The sequence below is a fragment of the Hymenobacter nivis genome (assembly GCF_003149515.1).
Taxonomy (GTDB): Bacteria; Bacteroidota; Bacteroidia; order Cytophagales; family Hymenobacteraceae; genus Hymenobacter; species Hymenobacter nivis.
Genome location: NZ_CP029145.1, coordinates 4,329,970 through 4,356,065 on the forward strand (window position 1 = coordinate 4,329,970; position 26,096 = coordinate 4,356,065).

At 58.8% G+C, this 26,096-nt stretch carries 22 protein-coding genes and 1 other RNA gene; 11 read left to right on the forward strand and 12 right to left on the reverse strand.

What is annotated here, in order from left to right; all coding sequences use genetic code 11:
• The first annotated feature begins 108 nt into the window (after positions 1 to 108).
• From clpB to DDQ68_RS19250, 4 genes are all read left to right on the forward strand, one after another.
• The gene (gene clpB, locus DDQ68_RS19240; RefSeq protein ID WP_109657750.1) at positions 109 to 2,718 is read left to right on the forward strand and encodes an ATP-dependent chaperone ClpB; all 2,610 of its coding nucleotides are present in this window, start codon (positions 109 to 111) and stop codon (positions 2,716 to 2,718) included.
• Positions 2,719 to 2,804: 86 nt separating this feature from the next.
• Positions 2,805 to 3,368 (forward strand): hypothetical protein, encoded by a 564-nt coding sequence (locus DDQ68_RS23100; RefSeq protein WP_162550255.1) that lies wholly within the window; start codon positions 2,805 to 2,807, stop codon positions 3,366 to 3,368.
• A 12-nt stretch (positions 3,369 to 3,380) separates the two neighbouring features.
• The gene (locus tag DDQ68_RS23105; RefSeq protein ID WP_162550256.1) at positions 3,381 to 3,911 is read left to right on the forward strand and encodes a HEPN family nuclease; all 531 of its coding nucleotides are present in this window, start codon (positions 3,381 to 3,383) and stop codon (positions 3,909 to 3,911) included.
• 430 nt (positions 3,912 to 4,341) lie between these two features.
• Positions 4,342 to 5,676, forward strand: coding sequence for a flavin monoamine oxidase family protein (locus DDQ68_RS19250; protein ID WP_109658523.1), 1,335 nt, complete (start codon positions 4,342 to 4,344; stop codon positions 5,674 to 5,676).
• Between the two features lie 176 nt (positions 5,677 to 5,852).
• Here DDQ68_RS19250 and DDQ68_RS19255 read toward each other — a convergent pair whose 3' ends face one another.
• From DDQ68_RS19255 to DDQ68_RS19265, 3 genes are all read right to left on the reverse strand, one after another.
• A complete protein-coding gene (locus DDQ68_RS19255; RefSeq protein WP_109657752.1) occupies positions 5,853 to 6,701 on the reverse strand; it encodes a class I SAM-dependent methyltransferase in 849 nt (282 codons plus the stop codon).
• A 228-nt stretch (positions 6,702 to 6,929) separates the two neighbouring features.
• Positions 6,930 to 7,517 (reverse strand): hypothetical protein, encoded by a 588-nt coding sequence (locus DDQ68_RS19260; protein ID WP_162550257.1) that lies wholly within the window; start codon positions 7,515 to 7,517, stop codon positions 6,930 to 6,932.
• Between the two features lie 7 nt (positions 7,518 to 7,524).
• Positions 7,525 to 7,902: a hypothetical protein gene (locus tag DDQ68_RS19265; protein WP_109657754.1), complete on the reverse strand. Its 378-nt coding sequence runs from the start codon at positions 7,900 to 7,902 to the stop codon at positions 7,525 to 7,527.
• 251 nt (positions 7,903 to 8,153) lie between these two features.
• Here DDQ68_RS19265 and DDQ68_RS19270 point away from each other — a divergent pair, with 251 nt between their 5' ends.
• Positions 8,154 to 8,768 (forward strand): HupE/UreJ family protein, encoded by a 615-nt coding sequence (locus DDQ68_RS19270; RefSeq protein ID WP_109657755.1) that lies wholly within the window; start codon positions 8,154 to 8,156, stop codon positions 8,766 to 8,768.
• Between the two features lie 111 nt (positions 8,769 to 8,879).
• On the forward strand, positions 8,880 to 11,231 hold the full coding sequence (locus DDQ68_RS19275) for a M1 family metallopeptidase (protein ID WP_109657756.1): 2,352 nt from the start codon (positions 8,880 to 8,882) through the stop codon (positions 11,229 to 11,231).
• 115 nt (positions 11,232 to 11,346) lie between these two features.
• On the opposite strand, the gene DDQ68_RS19280 is transcribed toward DDQ68_RS19275, so the two are convergent.
• Together DDQ68_RS19280 and DDQ68_RS19285 are read right to left on the reverse strand one after the other, a co-directional pair.
• Positions 11,347 to 12,039 (reverse strand): cytochrome b/b6 domain-containing protein, encoded by a 693-nt coding sequence (locus DDQ68_RS19280; protein ID WP_162550258.1) that lies wholly within the window; start codon positions 12,037 to 12,039, stop codon positions 11,347 to 11,349.
• An 11-nt stretch (positions 12,040 to 12,050) separates the two neighbouring features.
• Positions 12,051 to 13,298, reverse strand: a complete 1,248-nt coding sequence (locus tag DDQ68_RS19285) for a pyridoxal phosphate-dependent aminotransferase (RefSeq protein ID WP_109657758.1) — start codon at positions 13,296 to 13,298, stop codon at positions 12,051 to 12,053.
• A gap of 127 nt (positions 13,299 to 13,425) precedes the next feature.
• Between DDQ68_RS19285 and DDQ68_RS19290 the strand changes: the two genes are divergently transcribed.
• Entirely contained in the window at positions 13,426 to 14,097 is a 672-nt protein-coding gene (locus DDQ68_RS19290) for a TylF/MycF/NovP-related O-methyltransferase (protein WP_109657759.1), read from the forward strand.
• A gap of 229 nt (positions 14,098 to 14,326) precedes the next feature.
• Here DDQ68_RS19290 and DDQ68_RS23110 read toward each other — a convergent pair whose 3' ends face one another.
• The 4 genes from DDQ68_RS23110 to DDQ68_RS19305 all read right to left on the reverse strand — a co-directional run bounded on the left by DDQ68_RS23110 (position 14,327) and on the right by DDQ68_RS19305 (position 21,698).
• Positions 14,327 to 15,049 (reverse strand): hypothetical protein, encoded by a 723-nt coding sequence (locus tag DDQ68_RS23110; RefSeq protein WP_162550259.1) that lies wholly within the window; start codon positions 15,047 to 15,049, stop codon positions 14,327 to 14,329.
• A gap of 97 nt (positions 15,050 to 15,146) precedes the next feature.
• On the reverse strand, positions 15,147 to 16,412 hold the full coding sequence (gene icd, locus DDQ68_RS19295; protein WP_109657760.1) for an NADP-dependent isocitrate dehydrogenase: 1,266 nt from the start codon (positions 16,410 to 16,412) through the stop codon (positions 15,147 to 15,149).
• A 146-nt stretch (positions 16,413 to 16,558) separates the two neighbouring features.
• Positions 16,559 to 19,534, reverse strand: a complete 2,976-nt coding sequence (locus DDQ68_RS19300; RefSeq protein WP_245897116.1) for a M16 family metallopeptidase — start codon at positions 19,532 to 19,534, stop codon at positions 16,559 to 16,561.
• A 184-nt stretch (positions 19,535 to 19,718) separates the two neighbouring features.
• Complete coding sequence (locus tag DDQ68_RS19305) at positions 19,719 to 21,698, reverse strand: DNA polymerase III subunit gamma/tau (protein WP_109657762.1); 1,980 nt, start codon at positions 21,696 to 21,698, stop codon at positions 19,719 to 19,721.
• 184 nt (positions 21,699 to 21,882) lie between these two features.
• Here DDQ68_RS19305 and ssrA point away from each other — a divergent pair.
• Positions 21,883 to 22,255, forward strand: a transfer-messenger RNA (tmRNA) gene (gene ssrA, locus DDQ68_RS19310).
• A gap of 105 nt (positions 22,256 to 22,360) precedes the next feature.
• The gene (locus DDQ68_RS19315) at positions 22,361 to 22,681 is read left to right on the forward strand and encodes a hypothetical protein (protein WP_109657763.1); all 321 of its coding nucleotides are present in this window, start codon (positions 22,361 to 22,363) and stop codon (positions 22,679 to 22,681) included.
• A 138-nt stretch (positions 22,682 to 22,819) separates the two neighbouring features.
• On the opposite strand, the gene DDQ68_RS19320 is transcribed toward DDQ68_RS19315, so the two are convergent.
• Positions 22,820 to 23,038 (reverse strand): hypothetical protein, encoded by a 219-nt coding sequence (locus DDQ68_RS19320; RefSeq protein ID WP_109657764.1) that lies wholly within the window; start codon positions 23,036 to 23,038, stop codon positions 22,820 to 22,822.
• Positions 23,039 to 23,736: 698 nt separating this feature from the next.
• On the opposite strand from DDQ68_RS19320, the gene DDQ68_RS19325 reads away from it, so the two are divergent.
• Together DDQ68_RS19325 and DDQ68_RS19330 are read left to right on the forward strand one after the other, a co-directional pair.
• On the forward strand, positions 23,737 to 24,081 hold the full coding sequence (locus DDQ68_RS19325; RefSeq protein ID WP_109657765.1) for a hypothetical protein: 345 nt from the start codon (positions 23,737 to 23,739) through the stop codon (positions 24,079 to 24,081).
• Positions 24,082 to 24,185: 104 nt separating this feature from the next.
• Positions 24,186 to 24,566 carry a hypothetical protein gene (locus DDQ68_RS19330; RefSeq protein ID WP_109657766.1) on the forward strand — a complete coding sequence of 127 codons (381 nt, stop codon included), beginning with the start codon at positions 24,186 to 24,188 and terminating at the stop codon, positions 24,564 to 24,566.
• A gap of 73 nt (positions 24,567 to 24,639) precedes the next feature.
• Here the strand turns inward: DDQ68_RS19330 and DDQ68_RS19335 are convergent, their stop codons facing one another.
• Positions 24,640 to 24,993, reverse strand: coding sequence for a hypothetical protein (locus DDQ68_RS19335; protein ID WP_109657767.1), 354 nt, complete (start codon positions 24,991 to 24,993; stop codon positions 24,640 to 24,642).
• Positions 24,994 to 25,077: 84 nt separating this feature from the next.
• Positions 25,078 to 26,061: a UV DNA damage repair endonuclease UvsE gene (gene uvsE / locus DDQ68_RS19340; RefSeq protein WP_109657768.1), complete on the reverse strand. Its 984-nt coding sequence runs from the start codon at positions 26,059 to 26,061 to the stop codon at positions 25,078 to 25,080.
• Between the last annotated feature and the right edge of the window lie 35 nt (positions 26,062 to 26,096).

A 26,096-nucleotide genomic window follows, 5' to 3' on the forward strand; every position in this document is an offset into this window, starting at 1 on the left:
TGCCCAAATTCAAACCGCCAAAAAGTCCGCTTTCTGCCTCTCGCACCCCATTTGCTATCCTTCTCGTACAACTTCCTAACCCGAAGCACCTACTAGAACCTAGCACTCATGGACTTTAAAAACTTTACCATTAAGGCGCAGGAGGCCGTGCAGAAGGCCACCGAAATTGCTGGGGCCAACCAGCAGCAGGCCATCGAAACGGGTCATTTGCTGAAGGCCCTGCTCCAGAACGACGAGAACACCCTGGCGTTTCTGGGTAAGAAGCTGGGCGCCAACATGGCCAACCTCGGCCAGCGCCTCGACGCCATTGTGGCCGCCTACCCCAAAGTGAGCGGCGGCTCGCCCTACCTCGCCAACGACACGGCCAACGCCGTGCAGCGCGCCAACACCCAGATGAAGGAGATGGGCGACGAGTTCGTCTCCGTCGAGCACCTGCTGCTGGGTATCCTCGGCGGCAAGGACAGCGCTGCTACCCTGCTCAAAGACAACGGCTTCAGCGAGAAAGACCTGAAAGCCGCTATCCAGGAGTTGCGCGGGGGCCGCAAGGTCACGAGCCAAACTGCCGAAGAGCAATACCAGAGCCTGAACCGCTACGCCGTCAACCTGAACGAGCGGGTGCGCCAGGGCAAGATGGACCCCGTAATCGGGCGCGACGATGAAATCCGCCGCGTGCTCCAGATTCTGTCGCGCCGCACCAAAAACAACCCCGTGCTGCTCGGCGAGCCTGGCGTGGGCAAAACCGCCATTGCCGAGGGCCTGGCCCAGCGCATCGTGGCCGGCGACGTGCCCGAAAACCTGAAAGATAAAACCTTGATGAGTCTCGACCTGGGCCTGCTCGTGGCCGGGGCCAAGTTCAAGGGCGAATTCGAGGAGCGCCTCAAGTCCGTCATCAAGGAAGTGACCGACTCGGAGGGGCAGATTTTGCTTTTTATCGACGAAATACACACCCTGATTGGGGCCGGCGGGGGCGGCGAGGGCGCCATGGATGCGGCCAACCTGCTGAAGCCCGCCCTGGCCCGCGGCGAGCTGCACGCCATCGGCGCCACCACGCTCAAGGAATACCAGAAGTACATCGAGAAGGACAAGGCCCTGGAGCGCCGCTTCCAGGCCGTGATGGTGGACGAGCCGAGCCAGCCCGATGCCATCAGCATCCTGCGCGGCATCAAGGAAAAGTACGAGTTGCACCACGGCGTGCGCATCACCGACGACGCCGTGATTGCGGCCGTGGAGCTGAGCAGCCGCTACATCACCGACCGCTTCCTACCCGACAAAGCCATCGACCTGATGGACGAGGCCGCCGCCAAGCTACGCATTGAGATGAACTCCATGCCCGAGGAACTGGACGAGGTGCAGCGCCGTATTATGCAGCTCGAAATTGAGCGCGAGGCCATGCGCCGCGAAGAAAACCACGACCGCGAGGCCGTGCTGAGCAAAGACTTATCGGAGCTGAACGAGCAGCGTGACTCATTGAAGGCCAAGTGGGAAGGCGAGAAAGCCGTTCTCACTGGCATCCAGACCGAGAAGGAAAACATCGAGCGCTTTAAAACCGAAGCCGAGCAAGCCGAGCGCCAGGGCGACTACGGCCGCGTGGCCGAGCTGCGCTACGGCAAAATCCAAGAGGCCGAGCAGCGCCTGAAAACCTTGCAGGACGAAGCCAGCGCTACCAAAGACGGCGGCGCGATGCTGCAAGAAGTGGTGACCAGCGAGGACATTGCCGAAGTAGTGGCCAAGTGGACCGGTATCCCGGTAAGCAAAATGCTGCAAGCCGACCGCGACAAGCTGCTCAACCTCGAAACCGAGCTGGGCAAGCGCGTGGCGGGCCAGACCGAGGCCATCGCGGCCATTTCGGACGCCGTGCGCCGCTCGCGCGCCGGCCTGCAAGACCCCAAGCGGCCGATAGGCTCGTTCATCTTCCTGGGCACCACCGGCGTGGGCAAAACCGAGCTGGCCAAGGCCCTGGCCGAGTACCTATTCAACGACGAAAACGCCCTGGTGCGCATTGACATGAGCGAGTACCAGGAGCGCCACGCAACCTCGCGCCTCATCGGGGCCCCTCCCGGCTACGTGGGCTACGACGAAGGCGGCCAGCTCACGGAGGCCGTGCGTCGCAAGCCCTACTCGGTGGTGCTGCTCGATGAAATCGAAAAGGCCCACCCCGATGTGTTCAACATCCTGCTGCAAGTGCTCGACGATGGCCGCCTCACCGACAACAAAGGCCGGGTGGCGAACTTCAAGAACACCATCATCATCATGACCTCGAACACGGGGGCCGACATCATTCAGCGCAATTTCAAGGAGCTGAACGAGTACAACCACGAGGAAGTGGTGGACCGCACCCGCGACGAGGTGATGGACCGCCTCAAGGAGCATATGCGCCCCGAGTTCCTGAACCGCATCGACGAAATCGTGATGTTCCAGCCCCTCAAGCGCAAGGAAATCCGCCGCATCGTGGACATCCAGTTCCGCCAGATTCAGCAGCGCCTGCAAGAAGCCGGCATCAGCCTCGAAGCCACCAGCGAGGTGCTCGACTACCTCGGCGAGCAAGGCTTCGACCCGCAGTTTGGGGCCCGGCCGCTCAAGCGCGTGCTCCAGCGCGTCATCCTCAACGAGCTGAGCAAGGAGATTCTCTCCGGCAAAGTGAGCAAGGACGCCGTGGTAGAAGCCGTGCTGGAAGATGGCGCAGTAAAGTTCGAGAACGTGGAGATGCCGGCGGTGTAGGCGTTGGTTGTATATGTTTGTGAGAAGCCCCGTCAGCATGGTGTTGAAGGGGCTTCTCTTATTTAAAACGTTAACGAAACCACAGTATGAAAATGATTTTTGCAATCCTCTTTTCAAGCATTTTACTTTCAACGACTGCTTATGCACAGGTCAATAGAGTGGTCGATGCTAAGCGCGGTTTTAAAGATTTTAAATTAGGTGACCCAAAATCAAAATGGACTGCCAATCTTGTCTTTGACAAAACGGTTGGTACTATGAAAATGTACCGTTACAATGGTCCATGTTGCCAGCAGGTATTTGATTCACAAGCAGAAAAAATACTTTTAGGATTTAGTGATGTAAGCAATAAATTAGTGGCGATATATATTTCGACACCGACTAGGCCGTACAAGTGGTTGGAAGGGTATTTGGAGTATTATGAACATGGATTTAAGGAGATGTTCGGAGAGCCGCAGCATACTGAGCATAAACCCGTACCGGGTAAAAATTTAGAATGTTGGACATATACTTGGTATGGTAGCGACTGTTCCATCGATTTACGTGCGTATTATGGCCCAACCGAGAATGGTGAAATGTACTCTGAGGTTTATGTGCTGGACAAAGCCTATGTAATGAACCAGTCAAGTAAAAAAAGTAGTTCAGGATTTTAAAAGCAGACTGAGATGAGCGAGATGCAAGGTTTTGGAAAATTGTTTGTAGAGCGGTCTGTTAAGATGCTTGATACAAATTGGAATAATTTGAAGGAACAAGATGTAGAGGTTACTACTCTAGTTAGTTGTGTCTTTTCGCTTCTGTGTCTTATTGAGTCTGGCATCGAGTTTAAGCTAGGTAGGACAGAATTAGAAAAGGATAAATTTGAAAGATTTTTTGCTGATGTACCGCTTTTTTATAAGTTCAATCCCTCTGAATTTACTGAAAATAAAATCATTACTAGTCAAGTGCATATAATAGAGAATAGTATTCTTTGTAACGATTCTCAAAATCGTGGTTTTGAAAATTTGATTAAGAAAATAAGAAACTCTTTTGCACATGGTAACATATTGCCTATAAATAAAGCAGGAAAATGGGATGCAATTCGTGCTTGGAATAGAAACAGAAATGATATAATTGATTTTATTTTTGAGGTGGGGACAGAGGAATTGTTTGGAGTATACAAGCAACTGGCCTCGATTTATAAGGAATCAGTAAAATAGTCCGCCCAATCTGGCTCGATCCCCAATCTGGCGCGAGTTTAGGCGCAGCCGTAACTCGTGACCAGCCATGAGGTGGAGGTTGTGCCTCCAGTGCCGCAACGCGGCAATGGTCAGCCGCTCGGACGGGTCGTTTTAGGACCAGTCGTTCTGTTACGAGGCACATCCTCACCAGGTGTGCTGGCACGAGTTACGCTGCGCTAAACTCGCGCCAGCTTCCGAAACACTAAGCTACCTTGGCCGCGGCAGCCACGGCGGCGGGACGCGGGGGCTGCCGTGAGCAGAAACTGAAGACACCCTCGCTACTGCCGCCGCTGGGGTGGCGGCTGGGGCGCAAGCCTATCCTGACAATATTGACTGGGCCTATTAAGCATTGATTCAAACAAAAAGTCCTGCTAGTGCTTGCTAGCGGGGCTTTTTCTTGCGCATTACCATGGCTGCCAACAGCAATAATTATTCTACCGACGTGCTGATTATCGGGGCGGGGGCTGCGGGGCTATTGGCGGCGCGGGAGCTGGCCCGGGCTGGCCGGCGCGTGTGCATCGTGGAGGCGCAGGACCGGATTGGCGGGCGCGTGCACACGCTGGGGCCCCCGGGCTTCACCCAGCCCATTGAGGCCGGGGCGGAGTTCATGCACGGGGAAGTGCCCCTCACCAGGGCCCTGCTGGCGGAAGCGGGCATGGCTTGGGAGGAAGCCGATGGCGAATCGTACCTAGTGCAGGATGGCCAGTTGCAAGCCCAGGCCAATTACTTCGCACCGCTGCCTCCGCTGCTGGAAAAACTCCAGGCGCTGACCCAAGATATACCGCTGGCTGATTTCCTGACCCGCGAGTTTCCGGGGCCCCAGCACGCGGCGCTGCGCGCCTTTGCCACCCAGTTTGCCGAAGGCTACGACGCGGCCGATGCGCAGCGCGTGAGCGCCTGGGCCATGCGCGACGAGTGGGTGGCGGGTGGGGCCCAGGGCTCGCTGCGGCCGGCGGGGGGCTACGGGCCGCTGTTGCACTGGCTGGCGGCGCAGGCGCAGGCGGCGGGGGTCCTGCTGCACCTGGCGGCGCCGGTGCGGGAAATCCGGTGGCAGCCCGGGCAAGTTGAGGCCGTAACGGCCGCCGGCGCTACTTATCGCGCCCGGCAGGTGCTGTGCACGGTGCCGTTGGGGGTGTGGCAGCAGGGCCCTCAGCAGGCTGGCTACCTGGGCTTCGTGCCAGAAGTGGCCGCGCACCGGGCCGCCGCGGCCCAGCTGGGTTTTGGCTCGGTTATCAAAATCGTGCTGGAATTCCGCACACTTTTCTGGCACGAGCGGCTGCCGGAGATGGAGTTTCTGCTCTCCGATGCGGCCGTGCCTACTTGGTGGAGCCAGCTGCCCGCTACTACGCCCCAGCTAACCGGCTGGCTGGCTGGCCCCGCCGCGCAGCGGCTCGCGGGGGCTCCTGATGAGGCGGTGCTGCAACTCGCTTTGGCGTCGCTGGCCCCCTTGCTGGCGGTGTCGCTCGAGGCTCTGCAAGGGCAGCTCTGCGCCAGCTACGTGCGGAACTGGGGCCGCGAGCCGCACACTTACGGTGCGTATTCGTACGCTACGGTGGGCGCTAGGGCGGCGCAAGCGGCCTTGGCTACGCCCGTGGCTGACACGCTGTTTTTCGCTGGCGAAGGCGCCTACAGCGGCCCGTTTGCTGGTACGGTGGAGGCTGCGCTTGTTAGTGGCCAGGACGCCGCCCGCGCGCTGCTGGCCCGGCCGGTACTAGCCGCCGCGCCCAGCCGTCCAGTTGCGTAATCGATGCGGCTATTAGGGGCCCTGGGGTTGGCGGGCTAGTTGATACCGCCGGCGCTCTGGGGCCCTATTGCAATCAAATTAGCGCCGTTTTCACTGCTTGGCAGTATGTCAAAATAGCCGGTGGCAGCGGTGTTGCATTGCTCCGCTTGCGCTGAAATGGCGCTGGCTGCGCATCGTTACCCTTTCTCCGCCGAAAGTACCAGTGAGGTAAATTGCAGGCGAATTTCCCCGTCTATCCTTTTCTGCTCCAGCGCTTCAAACACTGATTTCTTGATGGCTACCCGCGTGGCTTCGTCTGCTTGGTCCATAGCGGCCACTACGGGCGCGGCCACTTCCATCATATTTTGCCAGTATTCATTCGGCGTGGCAAAACTAACGGTGCTCACCATCTCTTTTTGGTGGACGTTTTGAAAGCCAGCTGCTTGCAATATCCCATCCAGCATGCCGGGCTGCGCGCAGCGGAACATGCCGGGGGCCCCGGGCGCCGGGGCCGGTAGGGCCATATGCGCGGTAATGGCGCCCATCATGGTGGTTATCCAGGGGTTCTGGGCCGGGGCGGCCCACACGCAGGTGGCCAGCCGGCCGCCGGGCTTCAGTACCCGGTGCATTTCCTGCGCCGCCAGCAGCATATCCGGGAAAAACATGAAACCCATCCGGCAGCTGACGGCATCGAAGCGGTGGTTATCGAAGGGCGCTTCGCATACGTCGCCCGCCACCGCTTCGTAGTTAGCAATGCCCTGCTGATTAGCATTTTCCCGGGCCACGGCCAGCATGCCCTCCGATAAGTCGAGGCCAATTACCCGGCCGTGGTTGGCCAGGCGGGCGATGGTCAGGCCGGGTTCGCCGGTGCCGGTGGCCACGTCCAGCACTTGGTCGCCGGCCGTGATGTGGAGGGCGTTAACAATCTCGTCCCCTATGGGCCGAAGAAAATTCATTGTCCAGCTGTCCCATTTTTTCCAGCCGGGGGAAAACCTGTCCCACGTTTGCTTTTGTTGGTCGCGGATTTGCTCAAGGGCAGTTTCCATTGGGGGCGGGGGTGAAGGGTGGAAAAATGTAGTTCGGGGCTTGCCATATCTCCCACGAGCTGCTCCGGGCCCCCACCGCCGGCAGGCTTGGTGAAGGAGCGGTAAATCATATATAATATAAATAAAATTTATGAATCATACATGATTTGTAGCTAGGTTCCCAACCCTGCGCAACGCTGGCGCACGGTGCAGGGAAAGCCGAGCCAGCCTTACCCGGCTAGCTACGGGCTACGGCATTTTTCCTTGCCGGGCCATCATTTTCTCGCGCGCCATTTGCTGGCTCAGCGCTTCGCGGAGGTAAGCGGCGTCGGCAAAGTGCTGGGGTTTAAGTAGGTGGCGGTATTTGGCGGGCACGGGCTGGCGGGCGTAGTAGGCCCGATCCACGGCCAGCAAATGGTGCTTGTTGAACTTGTTAGCGTGGGCCACGAAGCCCGCCACCGTGGCCGCCAGGATGGCGATGCCCAGGGGCGGCGAAATGGCTTCGCTGGCCACGTGCTGTTGCCCGTAGGCATCGGTGCTGGAAATGGGTAGCGCAAGCGAGGCTCCCACCACGTAGGGCACCAGGAACAGGTAGCCCGCCGCCCGCCGCTTGCGAAACAGCGACAGCAGGGCCCCCGTGGTGTCGGCGCCGCTGGTGGCCGTGGCTTGGTAGCGCGGCAAGTACCAGTTGTTGAGCACTAACACGGCCCCCGAGTCGGCGGGCGCAGCGGTTGGGGTGGGCCCTTGGGCCAATGCGCTGGGCGGGCCGGACTGGGCAAAGGCCGCCGGCCCGCTGAGCAACAGCAGCGCCAATAGCAAATGGAAAGGAAAACGCATGGCGGAGTTAGCTGGCGGCCTTCACCGGTACGGCTTTGTAGTTGATAATGGGCTGGTTGAAGAACCGGGGCTTGAGCTTGCGCCGCAACGAACGCGGCAGCGGCTGGCCGGCCGCGTAGGCCGTAAGGGTGCGCTCCAAGCGGCCGTTGCCGAAACGCAGCATTTTGGATAAGCCGTAGCCCAGGATGGGGGACGCGACCAGGAATACCGCGCCCACGTTGGGCCCCTCGTTCTGCACTGCGTAGCCGCTGTAGTTGCTGCTCGTCGTGTTGCTGGCCGTGGCGATGCGCACCGCCGACAGGGCCCCGGCCACCATCCACCCGGCCCCGCCGGCCTGGCGGCGACCATATAAATTGATGATGGCCTGGGCCGTGTCGTTGTGCAAATATTGGCTTCGTAAGCGCTGCTTAAGTCCCTGTGGGTCGTTTTCGAGGCCCTGCGCGGCTCCTCTAAAACCGAACAATCCAACCAATAATGCGATAAGTAAAAGTTTGTGCATTCGTATATGAAATGAGCGAAGGATAAGGGCGCAATATAGTAGGCTACTGCTCGAATAGAATGCGGGTTTGCACTTTGCCGCAGCAACTTGGCCGGCGTCCAGGGGCCCTAAGCAAGCTGGATTTGTAGTTTTGCCGCATGGGCTCCGTTTTTCAAACCTACCTGCAATTAGGCTTTCTGCATATCTGCAACCCGCGGGCTACCGACCACCTCACGTTTTTGCTGGCCCTATGCGCGCCCTATGTGCTGGCCGACTGGCGGCGGGTGCTAGCGCTGGTCACGAGCTTCACCGTGGGGCACTCGTTCACGCTGGTGCTGGCCACGCTGCGGCTCGTCACGTTTCCACCGGCCATTATTGAGGCCCTGATTCCGGTGACCATTATGGCCACGGCCGCCTTCAATCTGGCGCGGGCCGGGCGGGCGGGCGGGCCCGCCACGCCGCGCCGGGGCCCCGCGTCGCTGCTCTGGACGGCCCCCAACGCCCTGGCCGCCGCGTTTGGCCTCATCCACGGCCTCGGATTTTCCAACTACCTGCGCGAATTGCTGGGCCAGCAGAGCCGGCCGGTGCTGGAGCTGCTGGCCTTTAATGTGGGCGTAGAGCTGGGGCAGGTGCTGATTGTGAGCGTGATCCTGGCGCTGGGGGCCTTGCTGCTGCGCGGCTTCGGCGTGGCCCAGCGCGACTGGGTGCTGGCTGTGAATGGCGCGGCGCTGGGCGTGGCGGCGCTGCTGCTGCTTCAGCAGAAATACGCTTGAGGTAGGAAAAAATGCAGCGCGGTAGGGAGCTCTGCAACTTGGCGGCGTAATTTGCCGCCTTTACCAGTCTCGGCTACTTCATCCATTTTGTTGAAACCTATTCCCCGGTCCATGCCCCGTTTTTCCTCCCTGAAAGCCGCGCTGCTGCTGCTGCTGGCCGCCCCGGCGGCCCACGCGCAGCTCACCAACTCCGGCACCGACAAGTTCGCGCAGCTCGAAACGCTGCTGCCCACGGCTAACAGCTACCGCACCGCCAGCGGGGCCCCGGGGCCCCAGTACTGGCAGCAGCGCGCCGACTACAACATCGCCGTGACGCTCGACGATGCCAAGCAGGCCATTACGGGCCGCGAAACCATCACCTACACCAACCTCTCGCCCGACACGCTGCCCTACCTGTGGGTGCAGCTCGACCAAAACATCCTCGATAAAAACTCCATTACCACCGCCACGCAGGTGGCCGCGCTCGACGCGCGGGTGCCATTCCAGGCCGTGGACAATATGGTGCAGCGCGACTTCGACGGCGGGTTCAAGATTGAGTCCGTGACCTCGGCCGACGGCAAGGCGCTGGCTCACGTCATCAACCATACCATGATGCGGGTGGATTTGCCCCGGGCCCTGGGGCCCAAGCAGTCGGTGTCGTTCAAAATTAATTGGCGCTACAATATCAACGACCAGCTGAAAATCAACGAGCGCAGCGGGTACGAATACTTTCCGCAGGACAAAAATTACCTCTACGAAATCGCGCAGTTTTACCCGCGCATGGCCGTGTACTCAGATTTCCAGGGCTGGCAGAATAAGCAGTTTTTGGGCAACGGCGAGTTTGCCCTACCCTTTGGCGACTACCGCGTGAGCATTACCGCCCCGGCCGACCACGTGGTGGGCGCCACCGGCACGCTCCAGAACGCTGCCCAGGTGCTCACTGGTACCCAGCAGGCGCGCCTGCGCCAGGCCGTGGGGGCCAAAAAGCCGGTGCTCATCGTGAGCCAGGCCGAGGCCGTGAAGAACGAAAGCAGCCAGGCCGGCCGCACCAAAACCTGGACCTTCGCCGCCAAAAACGTGCGCGACTTTGCCTGGTGCAGCTCGCGTAAGTTTATCTGGGACGCCATGGGCGTGCAGCAGAACGGTAAGCCGGTGATGTGCATGAGCTACTACCCCAAGGAGGGTAACCCGCTGTGGGGCAAGTACTCTACGGAAGTAGTGGCCCACACCATCAAGACGTATTCGAAGTTTACCATCCCGTACCAGTACCCGGTGGCCATCTCGGTGCACGGCCCGGTGGGCGGCATGGAGTACCCGATGCTGTGCTTCAACGGGGGCCGGCCTGAGGCCGACGGCACCTACTCGGCCGACCGGAAGTACGGCATGATTTCGGTGATCATTCACGAAGTGGGCCACAACTTCTTCCCGATGATTGTGAACTCCGATGAGCGCCAGTGGACGTGGATGGACGAAGGCCTGAATACCTTTATGCAGTACCTGACGGAGCAGGAGTGGGAGCGCAACTACCCCTCGCGCCGCGGCGAGCCGAAGGACATTGTGGCTTATATGCGCACCGATAAGAGCCTGCAAACCCCGATTATGACCAACTCGGAATCGGTGCTGCAATTTGGTAATAACGCCTACGGCAAGCCCGCCACGGCCCTGAACGTACTGCGCGAAACGGTGATGGGCCGCGAGCTGTTCGACTACGCCTTCAAAACCTACGCCCAGCGCTGGGCCTACAAGCACCCCACGCCCGCCGATTTCTTCCGCACGATGGAGGACGCCTCGGCTGTGGACCTTGACTGGTTCTGGCGCGGCTGGTTCTACGGCACCGACCGCTGCGACCTGAGCATTGACGCGGTGAAGTACTACAACGTGAACACCAAGGACCCGAGCGTGGAAAACGCCCGCCTGCAAAAACTGCAAGCTGCCCAGCCGCAAACCGTATCGCAGCAGCGCAACGCCCAGGACATCAAGCAGACCGTGGTGGACGAGAAGCCCGACCTGAAGGACTTCTACAACAGCTACGACCCGCTGGCCGTGACCGATGCCGACCGCAGCCGCTACACCGCTTACACCAAAAACCTGACCTCCGACCAGCAGCAGCGCCTGCGCGACAACACCAACTTCTACGAGCTGAGCCTCCGCAATGTGGGCGGCCTCGTAATGCCAGTCATTCTGCAACTGACCTACGCCGATGGCAGCCAGGAAATCCAGAATATTCCGGTGGAGCTGTGGCGCAAAAACAACGAGCAGGTGACTAAGGTCGTGACCACGAGCAAGCCGGTGGTGAGCTTTGTGCTCGACCCCTACCTGCAAACGGCCGATACCGACCTGAGTAACAACGCCTATCCGCGCCAGCCCGTGGCCTCGCGCTTCGAGCTGTTCCAGCAGTCGTTCCCGGCCCAGCCTAACCCCATGCAGCTGCAATCCATCCAAAGCTCAACGCAAAAAGCCGAGGACAAGCCGCTGAACAAATAGGCAGCACCAGCTTTCGAGCAGATACAAAAAGAGCGGCTCCCAGGAGCCGCTCTTTTTGGTGGTGCATGTAGCTCGGACTACAAAGTCCACGCTACACGGTTGCCTTCCGAACGAGCTATGCAGGGCCCCGGCGCGGTAGCTTAGCTTCGCCGCTGATCATCCGCGAAATAAGGCCGTGATCTTTGGTTATTTCCGACCACACCACACCAGCCAAATGCACAACGAAGTAGGTAAGAATCAGGTACATGGTCACGCCGTGTATATCGCCTACCGTGTGCTCGATACTATGCAGGAACGGCACGTCGTCGGCCCAGGTGAGGGCAAGGCCGGTGATGACCATGACGGTCAGGAAGAGGTAGAACAGCGCGTAAGTGGTTTTGGCAAATAACGCGTGGCGCGCGTCGCCCTTATCGGCGGGCGGGGCGAGGCGATACTTGCGGGCTACCAGCATTAGGCGCGTCGAAAAGCGTACCTCCGCGGGTCCCCGCAGCTCCATCAACACGCGCAGCAGCCAAAACGCCGCCAGCCCCAAGCCGATGGCAATGTGCCATTGCCAGATTCGGTCGCTGATGATATGGGCAAACGCCCGGCCTTGCTGCTCGGTGGGGGCCGCACCATCCTTACTCGCCGCCTGAATAAACTCCGGCACGGCCGAGCGCGCATTAACGATAACCTTCAGGAACAAAATAGTTAGTAGTTGCCCAGTCACCAGCAGCGCGCTGCCCCAGTGCCACACGCGCAGCGGAGCCGAGTAGTCGTGGGTAGAATTCGAGTCGGTTTTTTGAACCGAAACAGGTGAGGGAACCATGAGTGAGGTAGTTACGAAGTGGGGAGATACGCTACTTCTGCAGTCGCTGCTCTCGCAAGATACACCGTGCGGCCCGGATACGTGCGCAAGGCTACTTCCAAGCATGTCATGGCGGCGGCCAGGTCGGTGCGGTTGATGACGTAGGCGATGCGCACCTCCTGGATGCCCAGGCCCGGCGTGTGGTAAAAGCCGTTGGCAGGCGACAGCATCAGCGTCTGGTTATCGAGCGTAAACTCTTCCAGCAGCCACTGCCCGAACTTCTCGGCGTCGTCGACGGGCAGGCGGGCCACCACGTAGAATGCCCCGCCTGGCATGGGACACGTCACGCCCGGCATGGCCCGCAGGCGGCCGACCATGAGGTCGCGGCGGGCCTGGTACTCGGCGCGGGTGCCGTCGAAGTAGGAGGGGGGCAGGTCGGTTGCGGCCTCGGCGGCTATCATTTCCAGGGTGGGGGGACAAATGCGCATCTGCCCGAAGTGGAACGCGGCCTGCCACACGTCCGGGTTGCGCGTGACGAAGGCCCCCACGCGGGCCCCGCAGGCACTGTAGCGCTTCGAGATGGTGTCGAGCACTATTGCATACGGCTCGCTGCCTTCCAGGCTGAGCGCGCTGGTCGAAGTGGCCCCATCGTAGCAATACTCGCGGTACGCTTCGTCCGACAGCAAATACAAATCGTGGCGGATGCACAGGCCCAGCAGGGCCTCCAACTCGTCGCGCCGGTACACATAGCCGGTGGGGTTGCTGGGGTTGCAGATGAGGATGGCGCGGGTGCGGTCTGTAATCACGGCCTCAAAATCGGCCAGCGGCGGCAGGGCAAAACCGTCCTCGATGTGTGACGTAACGGCCACGATGTTCACGCTAGCCGCGATGGCAAATGCGGTGTAAGCGCCATAAAAAGGTTCGGCTACAATCACCTCATCGCCCGGGTTGAGGCAGGCGAGCATGGCGAACAGGATGGCTTCGCTGCCCGCCGTCGTCACCATGATGTGCTCGAACTGGGCCGGAATGCCCGCCCGCTGGTAGTAGGCGGCCAGCTTGTGGCGGTAGCTATCGGAGCCCGCCCCCAGCCCGTAGCTCAGCACCTTAATGTCGGCGTTGCGCACCGCCTCCATCATCTCGGGGGGCGTCAGCACGTCGGGCTGGCCGATGTTGAGCGGATAAACGACTTTGCCGGCCTGCTTGGCAGCATCGGCAAAGGGCAGCAACTTGCGAAACGGCGACACCGGCATGGCCTGGCCGCGGTGGGAGATTTGTGGCATACTCATCAAAGGTACGATTGGCGATGCGGTAAGGAAACGCTTCGGCCGTGTAGGGCCCCCGCTGCGGGCAGCGCAGGCGCTAACTTGCCGCGCCGCCCGCCGGGGCCCTAAAATATCCGTAGTTCCCATGAGCGTTGCCCGATTCTTATTCCATCAGCTAGCCAGCGTTTTGTCGGCTAAAAGCCTTTACCTCACCAAATCGCTGAGCTACAAACAGGAACCCGCACCATTGCCAATCAACCTTGATTATGTGCGCTACGCCACGCTGGGGCTGTGCGCCCAGGAAATAGTGCGTAGAAACGTGCTCGGCAACGTGGCCGAAGTGGGAGTGTACAAAGGCGACTTCGCCAAGCGCCTGAATCAGCTTTTCCCGCAGCGCCAGCTTTACTTATTCGACACCTTCGCCGGCTTTGCAGATCAGGACGTGGCCACGGAAGTAGCGGCCGGTTTCTCAGCTGGCAACCAGAATTTTGCTGATACGAGCGTAGAAAGCGTGCTGGCCCAAATGCCGTTTCCGCAACAATGCGTCGTGAAAAAAGGGTTTTTCCCAGCTACTGCCGCCGGCGTGGACGATACCTTTTGCTTCGTCAGCCTCGACGCCGATTTGTACGACCCGCTCCTGGAAGGACTGCGGTTCTTTTACCCACGGCTAGTACCGGGCGGGTTCATTTTTGTGCACGATTTCAACAACGACGGCTACAAAGGGGCCCGCCAGGCCGTGCTGGATTTTTGCCAGAGCCAAAGTCTAAGCTTCATCCCTCTGCCAGATGGCGGCGGTACTGCGGTGCTGAGCAAATAAGCGCGGTATTGAAAGCCCGCGTTATCTGTTGGGGCCCCGGTGGCACTTGCTATAACTCAGCTACGAGGGATTTTTGAGGGTTGTCATGGCGGTGGGCAGCTTGGTGGCGTTTGCTAAACTATACTTCGGGCTGCGAAAGTGCTAGGGGGGGTGCGGTTGCTGTCTACTATAGGCGCACGATAAATCACAGGCTTGAAGCCTACGAGCCACAGACACACGCTAATAGAAGCTATTTTTTTAGTAAATTTTTTGCATCACCGTCAAACATCAAATCCATAATCAACTTCATTGCTTCAGGCTTATCCGTAAAAGACTGCATAATTGCCATATTCTTTTCTTCCTCTGGCATTGAATTGTCAGTAAGGGCTTTCAAAAACGATGGATTTCCCATTATCATCATGAATAAATTAGCCATAGGCTCAGACTGATTTCTCTCCGCAATATCAGCGAAATCAGGAAACTTATGCTTAGTATATTTAGCAAAAGTCAGAACCTGATTGTCTGCCCTACCAGGATTTTTCTCATACCACGAAAAAAAATCTCTAAAGCTTTTACTGAGTTCTCTTACACCCTTCGCCGTACAATCATATTCGATATACCTCTGATGTGATATATCGAATGGGGCGTTAAGTTTTATTTCTCTATTACGAATCAAAATTGTTCCTGGCTTACAACAATGCCTAACCCCTAATTCATAATAGACATTTGGGTTGGGATAAGTAATGTCGACTACCATAAATTCATCATTCATAATATGGTCCAATATATCTGATGTAATTGTACCAGGAACGGCACATTCATCAGCCCTAATAATATCAAGTCCAGGTTTAGCATTCTCTAACGCTGCTTTTATAACATTATCATAAATGTTTCTCAGTTCCTCAGTCGTAATATCCGTTTCACCAAAATTTTGGCCACTAATTGCCATTGCGACAAAACAAGTAGAATTCATATGATTGAGTATTAGGTAGTATTAGATTAAAGAAACCCCCGCGCCAGCCAAAGCCGACGCGGGGGTTTCTGTTGGTGCTTAGGTAGCAGCCAAGCTACTACATATTCTTCACAATCTCAGCGCCGAACTCGCTGCATTTCAGCAGGGTGGCACCTTCCATTTGGCGCTCGAAGTCGTAGGTGACGCGCTTACTTTCGATGGCGGCTTCCAGACCTTTGTTAATGAGGTCGGCGGCCTCTTTCCAGCCCAGGTGCTCCAGCATCATCACGCCCGAGAGGATGACTGAGCCGGGGTTCACTTTATCCTGGTTGGCGTACTTGGGGGCCGTGCCGTGGGTGGCCTCAAAGATGGCGTGGCCGGTTACGTAGTTGATATTGGCGCCCGGCGCAATGCCAATGCCGCCCACGATGGCCGCCAGGGCGTCGGAGATGTAGTCGCCGTTCAGGTTCAGCGTGGCTACTACCGAGTACTCGGCGGGGCGCAGCAAAATCTGTTGCAGGAAGGCATCGGCGATGCTGTCCTTGATGATAAGCTTGCCCTGGTCCTGGGCCTGCTTTTGCAGGGCGTCGGCCACGGCCACGCCCTGCTTTGCCACAATCTTATCATACTGGGCCCAGGTGAATACCTTGGCGCCAAACTCCTTCTCGGCCAGCTCGTAGCCCCAGGTTTTGAAGGCGCCCTCGGTGAACTTCATGATGTTGCCCTTGTGGACAATCGTCACCGACGGCAGCTTATGCTCCAGGGCGTACTTGATGGCGGCGCGCACGAGGCGCTCGGTGCCTTCCTTGCTCACGGGCTTGATGCCGAACGACGACGACTCGGGGAAGCGAATCTTCTTCACGCCCATTTCGTCCACCAGGAATTCCAGCATTTTCTGGGCCTGGGGCGTGCCGTTCATGTACTCGATGCCAGCGTAAATGTCCTCGGTGTTCTCGCGGAAGATGACCATGTTGGTCAGCTCCGGGTGCTTCACCGGCGAGGGCACGCCGTCGTAGTAGCGCACAGGGCGCACGCAGGCGTAGAGGTCCAGTTCTTGGCGCAGGGCCACGTTCAGCGAGCGGATGCCGCCGCCCACGGGTGTAGTCAGGGGCCCCTTGATGCCCACGAGGTAATCGCGGAAGGCGTCAAGGGTCTCGGTGGGCAGCCAATTGCCGGTTTGCTTAAAGGCTTTTTCGCCGGCCAGTACTTCCTTCCACACCAGCTGCTTTTTGCCGCCGTAAGCTTTTCCCACGGCCGCGTCAAATACAAGTTGCGCGGCGCGCCAGATGTCCGGGCCCGTGCCATCGCCCTCAATGTAGGGAATCGTAGGCTTGTCGGGTACGTTCAGCTTGCCATTTTTGATGGTGATTTTCTGTTCTGCCATGTGGAAAAGAGTTGTGCGGTTGTCAGTTAGTAGGAATCGTTGTCAGGGTGGGAATCAAAGGCGGCCCGTGGCGGCGCGGCTTCGGGCGAAGCGCCAGCCGGGCCCCGCAGCCTGACAACTACCGGGGCCCCACGGACCAGGAAGCATCAGTAGCCGAACAGCTCCTTCAGCGTGAGCTGCTGCACGGTGCCGTATTTGGCTAGTTCCTTGAAGTTGAGCCGGTCTTTCGAGCCGATGACCAGCACCACTTGGTTCTGGCCCTTCACTTTGGCGGCCTGAAACTTCTTCAGGTCGTCGAAATTCATCTTGGCGGTCTGCTCGTATACGTCGCGGCGCACGTCGTAGTCGAGGCCCAGGCGGCGGGCCCGCTCGTAGCTCAGCAGAATGCCTTCGTGGGTGATGCGGTCGGTAGCAATGCTGTTGCGGATGGACTGCTTGGCAATCTGAAGGTTGGCTTCGGCCATGGGCATGTCGGTAAGCAGGCCTTGCATGCCGACCATGGCTTCGGGCAGCTTGTCGCTCTGGGTGCCGATATAGCTCACGATGTAGTTGGAGCGGCCCAGCTTGTCGGCGCTGGCGTAGCGCGAGCTGGCCGAGTAGGCTAGGGCCTTGCTCTCGCGCAGGTCCTGGAACACGATGCTGCCCATGCCGCCGCCGAAGTACTCGTTGTAGAGGCTTATTGTGGGCACCAGGCCCTTGTCGTAGAGGTCGCCCTTGGTCAGGAACAGGATTTCGGCCTGCACCATATTGTAATCGGCCCAGTACACCCTGCGGTCTTTCAGCGGCTGCTCCGCGAAATCCTTGGCCGGCGGGTCGGGCGTGAGCTTGGCGGGGGTGCGGTGCTCGGCCTTCAGCACGGCCACGGTGCCTTCTACCGGCCGGGGCCCGTAGTACAGCACGCGGTGCTGGTAAGTGGGCAATTTTTTCAGGATGGCCGTCAACTGCTCCGGCTTCAGGGCCTTCAATTCCTTCTCGCTCACTACGTCGGTAAACGGGTTCCGGGGGCCGTATTTCACGTAGTTCAGCATGGCCTGGTTCAGAATCACTCCCTTGCTGAGCTTGGCGTCCTGGCGCTGTTTGAGGATGCCGGCCACCTGGTTTTTCAGGGCCCCCGCGTCGGGGCGCGGGTTATTCAGCAACTGCTCGAACAGCTTCAGCGCCGGCTCCAGGTTGCTGTCCAGTCCGCTCAGGCTAATGAACACCCGGTCTTGCCCGCTGCTGACGGCGAACGAGCAGCCCAGCTTGTAAAACTCCTGCTGTAACTGCGCCGCCGTGTACTGGCCGGTGCCGAGGTACTGCAAGTAATCGGTGGCTACATCGAGGCGCGGGTCGTTGTTGGTGCCCAGGTCAATGACGTAAAACAGGCTAAACAACCCATTTTCGGTATTTTTGGTGTAGTACAGCGGCAAGCCGGGCTTTACCTCGGCTTGCTGAATGTCCTTCTTATAGTCCACAAACACTGGCTGCAACTCCGTGCTGGGCAGCTTCGACACCTCTGTGTAGTAGGCCGAGGCCGCGTCGCGGTTGGCCGGCACCGGCGTAATGGTAGGCTTCACCACCTTCACCGTGTTGGGGTCTTTGCCGGTGCGCTTGAAGACGGTGACGTAGTTAGCGCCGTAGTGGTCGTTGGCAAACTTCACGATTTCGGCCTTCGTGATGGTGCCGAAATCCTCCTGCTGCTTCACATAGTCGGCCCAGCTGATGCGCTCGATAAACGACTCATAAAAGGCGCTGGCGCGGGCCAGGTTGCTCTCGTAGTCCTTAGTGCGTTGCAGCTTTTCGTTGTTAATGACGGCCGGAATCAGCCAGTCCGGGAACTGGCCATGCTTCACTTTTGCCACTTCGGCCAGCATCAGGGCCTGCACCGCCTCCAGCGACTGCCCCTGGCGGGGTGTGCCGAACAGAATATGCGTGGAATAATCGTCGTTCAGTTCAGTGAAGGTGCTGGCTTGCAGCACCTTTTGCTGCTGGTTCAGGTCGAGGTCGAACAGGCCGGCCTGGCCGTTAGTCAGAATCTTGTCCAGCATCCGCAGCCTCAGGCCGTCGCGGGTAGCTTTGCCCGCAAAGCGGTAGCCCACCATCACGTTCTCGGCCTGGGGCCCCACCACTGCCTTGGTGATGGGAGCCGCAATCGGTTGCTCGACGGGCGAGTTGAACGCCGGCACGGGTTTCTTCTGCCAGGCCCCAAAGTACTTGTCAATCAGCCGGATGGTTTGGTCGTAGTCCAGGTCGCCGCTCAGGCACAGCGCCACGTTGTTCGGCACGTAGTATTCGCCGAAGTACTTCTTAATCTCCGTAATCGACGGGTTTTGCAGGTGCTCAATCGTGCCAATAGTCGTCTGCGTGCCGTAGGGGTGCGTGGGGTAGAGCGCCGCGTTCAGCGTTTCAAACTCCTTGCTAAAGTCGCTGTCGAGCCCCCGGTTTTTCTCCTCGTATACTGCCTCCAGCTCGGTATGGAACAGGCGCGGTACCATTTCGGTGAATCGCTCGCTCTGCACGGCAGCCCACTTCTCCAACTGGTTGCTCGGGATATCTTCCTGGTACACCGTTTCCTCGTTTGAGGTGTGCGCATTCGAGTCCTTCGAGCCGAGGCTGCCCATCAGCTTGTCGTACTCGTTGGGTACGGCGTAGCGGGCCGCCACGCCTGAAATCGAGTCAATCTGGTGGTAGGTGCGCTTGCGGGCCGCGGGGTCGTTGCGCTGGCCGCGGTAGGTCTCGTACAGGGCCTCAATCTTGTCCAACTCGGGCTTTTCCTTGCTCCAATCCTTGGTGCCGAGCCGCGACGTACCCTTAAACACCATGTGCTCAAGGTAGTGAGCTAGGCCGGTGGCGGCCGCCGGGTCATTTTTGGAGCCTGCCCGCACGGCCACGTAGGTTTGGATGCGCGGCGCGTTCTTGTAGTCCGACAGGTATACCGTCAGCCCATTATCCAGATGGTAGATGCGGGCGTTGAGCGGGTCGTTGGGGGCCGTTTCGTAGGAATAGGTTTTCTCCTTTGCGGCGGCCGGCGGGGCCGTGGCGGCCGGTACCGTGGCGGTAGCCGCTGGCTTACTGGTCTGGCATTCGGTTGCAAAGCTCAGGGCTGCCAGGGCCGGAAGTAACAGCAAAGAAGATTTTTTCACGAAATCGGGCGTGCGGGAAGTTAATAGCTAGACGAAAAAACAAAGGTAGTTGGCTGATAGGGGAATAAAAAACGGTTTTTATAGGAGAAACCGAGGACTTTGCCCGCTGTCTGGGGCCCCAAGCTGCGCGCTAAGCGCCAATCACGTTATTCCGCAAACCCAACTTTTCTGCCAATCCCACTCACTAAAAGTCAGCCTCCAGTCCCAGCCGCTGCTTGGCCTCGCGCAAAGCGGGAAACCGCTCGGCTAAGTATTCAAATTTATCGGTGGCCGTGTACAATTTCCGGGCAGTGGGGGCCGCCTGCGCTACCACCGGCACTACGTTGAGGCGGGGGTGGCCGGTGCGGCGGCGCAACTCCACCAAAAACTCGGTGCGCATCTCGTTAAACTGGTCTTCCTGTACCGGGTTGTCCACGGTCAACTCGATGCGGTGGTCGGGCCCGGCGGCCACGGCGCGGTTGAGCAACGTGTACTCGCTCATGCGCTCCTGGGCGCGGCGTTCCTCGGCCATCCCGCGCCACACGCGTTGCAGTAGCGCGTCATCGACGGGCGCTACGGGCCCCGAGCTGGGCATTGGGTCCGCCAGCGCCGGGCCCGCTTTGGCCGCCGCAGGCCGAGCACTAAAATCCTTAAGGCTGGGTAGTTTGCTGCCCGTGCTGGCCCCTAAGATGAGGAGCGACGGCGGGGCCGGGCGCGGCTCCGGCTCCAGGCCTTCCATGCTCGGCACGCCTGTTTCCACATGCGGGAACGTGTCGCGCATCTGGTGGCGCTCGGTAACGGCCGCATCCGGCTCGGCCTCGATGCTGGGCGTGTCGTGTAGCTCGTCCACGCCGTTTTCCACGGGCAGCGGCTCGGGGCCGTCAGCCGGCGCGGGGGCCGCTACCACGGGGGCGGGTACTGGTGCAATGCGTGGCGCGGCCGCGGCCGGTGGGGCCCCCGGCAGCGGCGTTGGGGCGGCTTGGACGGGCGCCGGGGCCCCGGTAGCGGCCAGCCCGGGGCCTTCGGTCACGCTACTGGTTTTTTTTTTAGCGGCTTCGGGGCCGCTTATGTCGCGCACAAATTGCACGGCCCCGTTGAGGTAGGCCAGCTTCATGAGCGTGAGTTCGACGTGCAGGCGCTGGTTTTTGGCTTGCTTGAATTCACGGTCGCACTGGCTCACCAGGTTCAGGGCCGAGAGTACGAAGGCCAGGGGCGCGGCCTGTGCCTGCGCCACGTACTGCTTCTTGATGCCGTCCGACACCTCCAGCAGTTGCACCGTCACGGCGTCTTTGCAGACCAGCAGGCCGCGCAGGTGCTCGGCGGTGCCCACCACAAAGTTGTGCAAGTCAAACCCTTGCTGCATCACTTCATCCAGCAAAAGCAGCGCAGCCGAGAGGTTCTCTTGCAGCAGCGCCTCCACCAGCCGGAAGTAATAGTCGTAGTCCAGCACGTGCAGGTTCTGTACTACGTCTTTGTAAGTCAGGTTATTGCCCGCAAAAGTCACCATCTGGTCGAACATCGACAGCGCGTCGCGCAGGCCCCCATCAGCCTTCTGGGCCAGCAGGTGTAGGGCGTCGTCCTCAGCCGCCACGCCTTCCTGGGTGGCCACGTAGCGCAGGTGCTGGCGCATGTCGTCGACGCGGATGCGGCTGAAGTCGAAGATCTGGCAGCGCGACAAAATCGTGGGGATGATTTTGTGGCGCTCGGTAGTGGCCAGGATGAAAATGGCGTAGGACGGCGGTTCTTCCAGCGTCTTCAAAAAGGCATTAAAGGCCTGATTGGACAGCATGTGCACCTCGTCGATGATGTAGACTTTGTACTTGCTGCCGGCCTGCGGGGGGTAGCGCACCTGCTCCACCAGCGAGCGAATATCCTCCACCGAGTTGTTGGAGGCGGCGTCCAGCTCGTGCACGTTAAACGAGGCGTTTTCTTGGAACGCTACGCAGGAGGCGCATACACCACAGGCCTCTATTTCGGGCGTGAGGTTGGTGCAGTTGATGGTTTTGGCCAGGATGCGGGCGCAGGTGGTTTTGCCCACGCCGCGGGGCCCGCAAAACAGGAACGCCTGGGCCAGGTGCTGGCTCTGAATGGCGTTTTGCAGCGTGGTGGTGACGTGCTGCTGCCCCACCACGCTGCGGAAGGTGGCGGGACGGTACTTCCGGGCCGAAACGACAAAATTCTCCATAAGACTTCCTACAAAGTTACCCCGAAAACAGGGCGTTTGAAAGCCCGCTTTGGGGCCCCCAACCGGCCCGGGGCCCCGCGAAACCTTTCCGCCACCGCTGGCGTTTAGCCAGTCCCGCGTACATTTGCGGTCCGCCAGGCAACTCCTCCGAGTTGTGCAACGGAAACTCGTTCTTCTAACATTTGGGGCTGACCGGAATTGACAGCTTGCGCATATCGCGGGTAAGCGTGCCGGGAGTTGAACGAAGCTCTCCCGTAAAAAAAATCGCTCAAACAACAACTGGCGACTATTCGTACGCCATGGCTGCCTAGTTCAGAATTAGGTAATGCCATCGTGCCGCTTGGGTAAGTTTTTACACCTGGGAGTTCGGCGCGTCGTAAGTAGAAACTAGCCTCCGAAGAGCTGTGATTCGGTAGCGAAACCCAACTGCAGCTAAGGGGATTTCAAGGGCCTGATGTGCGCCTGAAATTCTTCGAAAATTCAAGCATAGATACGCACGTAGAAAGCACGTTGGTCTCCTTGTCTGGACCAGGGTTCGAATCCCTGCAGCTCCACAAAAAAACCTCATCCCTGCCTGGGGGTGAGGTTTTTGTTTTTTGGGGAAACGCCAACCCCGGGCGGGCAGGTGCGTTTGAGAGGCAAACAATCCTGGGCCCTCAGTTATGAAAACTTTGCATGTACACGTAATTGGGTTCGTGGTGCTAGCCACTACTTTGCTAGCGGCCTGCAACGACCCGGCCCGCCAGCCCGCCGCTACGGTTCCGGCCGCCTCGCCCAACGGGGTGCCCGGGACGGCTTCGGGGCCCCGGCCCAGCGATTCGGCCCTGAATGCGCCGGCCCAAACCCAGCCGGTACCGCTCAACCCTGTTGCCGAAGCTGCGGCGGACTCGGTCGCTAACCCGGCTGTGAAAAGTGTGCCGTTTGTGGCCCCTCCGACTGTAAAACGCGTTCTGAGTAACCGCTTAACTAAGGGCAACAACTAAATGCACGGGCAATAACTTGGCTACACAACCTCACAAGCGGTTTTCAAGCTATTGGCACGTGGCGCTAAAAGATGGTTGGGGCTGTGAACTAAGCTTATAAGTAATCTTCGGAGCCCTTCCGACCAGAAAGGTGCCGGGCTATTGCGTGTGGGCAGTGGTAAAGGAGGTCAGTTCCCGGCTGGGTTCCAAGCCTGCAACGCAGCCTTCAAAATAGCGGGCCGTCGAGGGGTTGGCTGTAGCAGCGCTTTGGGCGGTTTGCACTTGCTGGGCAATCAATTCGGTGCCGTTGGTTTTGCGCAACACCGAAACCCGGTACGCTTTGCCTTCTGCTTTGCCTTCGTCAAATGCGGTGAGCATATGAGCTACGCGCGCCGTGGCCGGGAACGTAGCAGCAGCAGAAACCTGGTTGCTAAGTAGGGCCCCCAATACTAACAAGAAAGTGGTGATTTACGGACGTAAAGCAGATTTCATGGGGCTTGCTGTTAGTAGTGTGAGAAGCGAATCAGAAACCAAAAAAATCTCTTTTATCTGATTATCAAAAGACAATTTATGGTGAAATAGGACTAAGCCTAATCGTGTTTTTTTATTACATTTAATTAGCTAAAACCACTCCTGCACAGTGAATAGACAATCTTTTTTTGAGGAAAATTGCCAAAAAATATGCAGTTTATGACATGAATAGTTGCGGACAAGGACTAGAATAGTTAAAAATAATAGTCTCATAATTAGTTTAAAATAGATAATATATTTGGGTAGTACAATTGTGTTTTTGACGGCAATTTGCTCTTAGGTCTTAGTTGAAGCACATGTACTAATAATATTCAGGGTATTCAAATAATAAATTGCAAGATAAATTTGTTACTGATGAGTTTATGGATAGTCGGGGCCTATTGTGTGTGATTAACTGTTGAGTATTTTATCGTGATGCCATAATATTATAATTAGAAAAACTATAACCCCACAGAAATCTATCCCGTATACAGCCCACCTCAGCAAAATCGCTCTGGTTACCGAATACTGTTTTTCCTGCCTTTCCACCCTAAAATTAAATTACCATGAAAGCTTCCAAAATCTTCCTCGCCGCTTTGTTTACTGTTGGTGTAACGAGCGTATCGATGGCTCAGACGACGCCGACCACTACCATGCCGGGCACGATGAGCACCACGCCGGGCTCGAACACGACCACTCCCATGCAAACGCCTGCTACGGGCACCATGGGAACCGGTACGACCACCGGCACGATGGGTAATGGCACGACCACCGGCACCATGGGCAACGGTACGATGAGCACCGGCACCATGAACGATGGTACGATGAACAACGGTACGATGTCGAATCGGAAAACCAAGCGTTCGATGCGCGAAGGCAAAGGTAAAATGAAGACCAAGCCGATGAACTAAGCACAGCTGCGGCTGTGGGTCACACTGCGTAATTAAAACGACGGCTGTTTCGCTTAGAAGCAGCCGTCGTTTTGCTTTGGTTGTACTCGGTTATCCTTTTTGATATGAAAAACTTTTTCTTTCTAATGGGGCTGCTGTTGCTGGGAGCAACGGCTAGAGCCCAAACTGTGCCGTTTGACCCCACGGCGCCGGTGCGGGGCGGGGCCCAGGGCCAAACCGTGGTGCCGCCCTTCAACCCAGGGCTCAACCAGAGCACCATTCAGGGCCCCGCGGAAGTGCAGCGTACGGCCACGAGCCGCGACGCCCAGCCTTCGCGCCTCGATCCAGAGTCGGGCTTTGCGCCGGCCATTACGCCCGAGGGCTCGCCCACGGCGGTACCTGATGTGCGCGAACGGCCCATTATCCGGCAGCGGCCGCGGCGAGAATCGACCGATATAGTGCCGAGCCGTGATAACCGCAGCCGCAGCAGCACAACGCCTTATTAGGGTTTTGACAATGCACAAAAAGCCCCGCTGAATTTGTCAGCGGGGCTTTTTGCGGTTTGGGGCTAACGACTGTTTATTCGGCAGTGCGCTCGTTGTGGGCGGCCAGGTCGCCACCGTGGCGGCGCAGCAGGTCGGCGAGCTCGGTGAGGGGTTTCCTGAGCTCGTCGGGGGCCTGGGCGGCTGCTTCGCCGGTTTGGTCGCCGAGCATGCTCAGCGAGTTGGCGATGGCTGCACCGTCGAGGGCCCCGCTGGTGAGCAGCGATTGGAGGTTGCCGATTTCGCGGGCAATGTCTTGCAGGCCGGGCTGGCCGCTTTGCAGAAACTGCTGCTGCCAGGTTTCGGTGTTATCCATGGCCGAGCCTAGGGGGAGGCTGGTGAGGCCGTTTTTGAGGGCGCTGACGGTGGCGTGCAGGTGGTCGAAAGGCATGGTGTTGATTGAAAAAGAGGGTGGAGATTCAGTAGGAGAAACAAATAAAAAATGTTGGGGCCCCGGGCCCACAGGCGGCGGCAGTTAGCTCTTGACAACTTTTTTGGCGCGGGCCTTAGGAGGCGTCCCGGGGCCCGGGGGCAAGGCCAGGGGCGGCACGGGGCCCCCGGGCGCGGGGGCGGCCAGGCCTAGTTCGCGCAAGATGGCCACGGCGCGTAATGCGCTGGCTTCTTTATCTTTAATTTCCAGCATCATGTCGAAATCGAGCCCGTGCAACTCGGCTACGAAGCCGCGGAACAGCTCCTCGACCATGGACGTGGTGTGCTTGCCTTTGCGCTCGGCGGGGGCCTGCGAGCTGTAGTCCAGCATCGGCACGCCGTCGGCGATGGGGTGCCAGGTGGCGGCGGCCAGGCGCAAGGCCTCGTGCATGGGCTCGCCGTGGCTGAGGCATTCGTGGTGGAAATTATCGAACAGGACGGGCACGCCGGTGCGGGCGTGCAGGTCGAGGCAGTCGCGCAGCGGAAACAGGCGGTCATCGTTTTCCACCACCACGCGGGCCCGCACGGCGGCCGGCAGGGTGGCGTGCACGCCCACAAACCGGCTGATGGCCAGCTCCCGCTCGCCGTATAGGCCCCCGACGTGGATTTGCAGCTTGGCCGTGCCGTCCAGTTCCATCAGGTCCAGCATCGAGCCCTGGTAAACCAGTTCCTCAATGCTGCGCTGCACAATGGCCGGGCTCGGCGAGTTCAGCACTACAAACTGGTCGGGGTGGAAGCTGACGCGCAAGTTGTGGGCCCTAATGTAGTCGCCCAGAGCCCTAAACTCGGCCCCGAAGTGCTGCTGCCAGGGAAAGGTGTTGATTTCGTGCGAGCCGAAGGGCACGATGCCCGAGCCCATGCGGAAGAACAGCAGGCCTTGGGCCACGTTCCATTCCAGCAGGCGGCGCAGACAGGCTAGATTGGCCGTCACGGCCGCCACGAGGCGCTCCTCCGAGTACGAGGCCAGCCGAAAGGTGTTGGCGGCGCTGCAATCCATCGCCTCGTTCACGCAGGGATACCCAATTTTCATATCCTGTGCTTACGCGAAGGCCCGGCCGGGGTTGG

Excerpts from the sequence above, each read along its gene's own strand:
- clpB (WP_109657750.1), top strand. The coding sequence starts at position 109 with ATGGACTTTAAAAACTTTACCATTAAGGCGCAGGAGGCCGTGCAGAAG.
- DDQ68_RS23100 (WP_162550255.1), top strand. The coding sequence starts at position 2,805 with ATGAAAATGATTTTTGCAATCCTCTTTTCAAGCATTTTACTTTCAACG.
- DDQ68_RS23105 (WP_162550256.1), top strand. The coding sequence starts at position 3,381 with ATGAGCGAGATGCAAGGTTTTGGAAAATTGTTTGTAGAGCGGTCTGTT.
- DDQ68_RS19250 (WP_109658523.1), top strand. The coding sequence starts at position 4,342 with ATGGCTGCCAACAGCAATAATTATTCTACCGACGTGCTGATTATCGGG.
- DDQ68_RS19255 (WP_109657752.1), bottom strand. The coding sequence starts at position 6,701 with ATGGAAACTGCCCTTGAGCAAATCCGCGACCAACAAAAGCAAACGTGG.
- DDQ68_RS19260 (WP_162550257.1), bottom strand. The coding sequence starts at position 7,517 with ATGCGTTTTCCTTTCCATTTGCTATTGGCGCTGCTGTTGCTCAGCGGG.
- DDQ68_RS19270 (WP_109657755.1), top strand. The coding sequence starts at position 8,154 with ATGGGCTCCGTTTTTCAAACCTACCTGCAATTAGGCTTTCTGCATATC.
- DDQ68_RS19275 (WP_109657756.1), top strand. The coding sequence starts at position 8,880 with ATGCCCCGTTTTTCCTCCCTGAAAGCCGCGCTGCTGCTGCTGCTGGCC.
- DDQ68_RS19280 (WP_162550258.1), bottom strand. The coding sequence starts at position 12,039 with ATGGTTCCCTCACCTGTTTCGGTTCAAAAAACCGACTCGAATTCTACC.
- DDQ68_RS19285 (WP_109657758.1), bottom strand. The coding sequence starts at position 13,298 with ATGCCACAAATCTCCCACCGCGGCCAGGCCATGCCGGTGTCGCCGTTT.
- DDQ68_RS19290 (WP_109657759.1), top strand. The coding sequence starts at position 13,426 with ATGAGCGTTGCCCGATTCTTATTCCATCAGCTAGCCAGCGTTTTGTCG.
- DDQ68_RS23110 (WP_162550259.1), bottom strand. The coding sequence starts at position 15,049 with ATGAATTCTACTTGTTTTGTCGCAATGGCAATTAGTGGCCAAAATTTT.
- icd (WP_109657760.1), bottom strand. The coding sequence starts at position 16,412 with ATGGCAGAACAGAAAATCACCATCAAAAATGGCAAGCTGAACGTACCC.
- DDQ68_RS19305 (WP_109657762.1), bottom strand. The coding sequence starts at position 21,698 with ATGGAGAATTTTGTCGTTTCGGCCCGGAAGTACCGTCCCGCCACCTTC.
- DDQ68_RS19315 (WP_109657763.1), top strand. The coding sequence starts at position 22,361 with ATGAAAACTTTGCATGTACACGTAATTGGGTTCGTGGTGCTAGCCACT.
- DDQ68_RS19320 (WP_109657764.1), bottom strand. The coding sequence starts at position 23,038 with ATGCTCACCGCATTTGACGAAGGCAAAGCAGAAGGCAAAGCGTACCGG.
- DDQ68_RS19325 (WP_109657765.1), top strand. The coding sequence starts at position 23,737 with ATGAAAGCTTCCAAAATCTTCCTCGCCGCTTTGTTTACTGTTGGTGTA.
- DDQ68_RS19330 (WP_109657766.1), top strand. The coding sequence starts at position 24,186 with ATGAAAAACTTTTTCTTTCTAATGGGGCTGCTGTTGCTGGGAGCAACG.
- DDQ68_RS19335 (WP_109657767.1), bottom strand. The coding sequence starts at position 24,993 with ATGCCTTTCGACCACCTGCACGCCACCGTCAGCGCCCTCAAAAACGGC.
- uvsE (WP_109657768.1), bottom strand. The coding sequence starts at position 26,061 with ATGAAAATTGGGTATCCCTGCGTGAACGAGGCGATGGATTGCAGCGCC.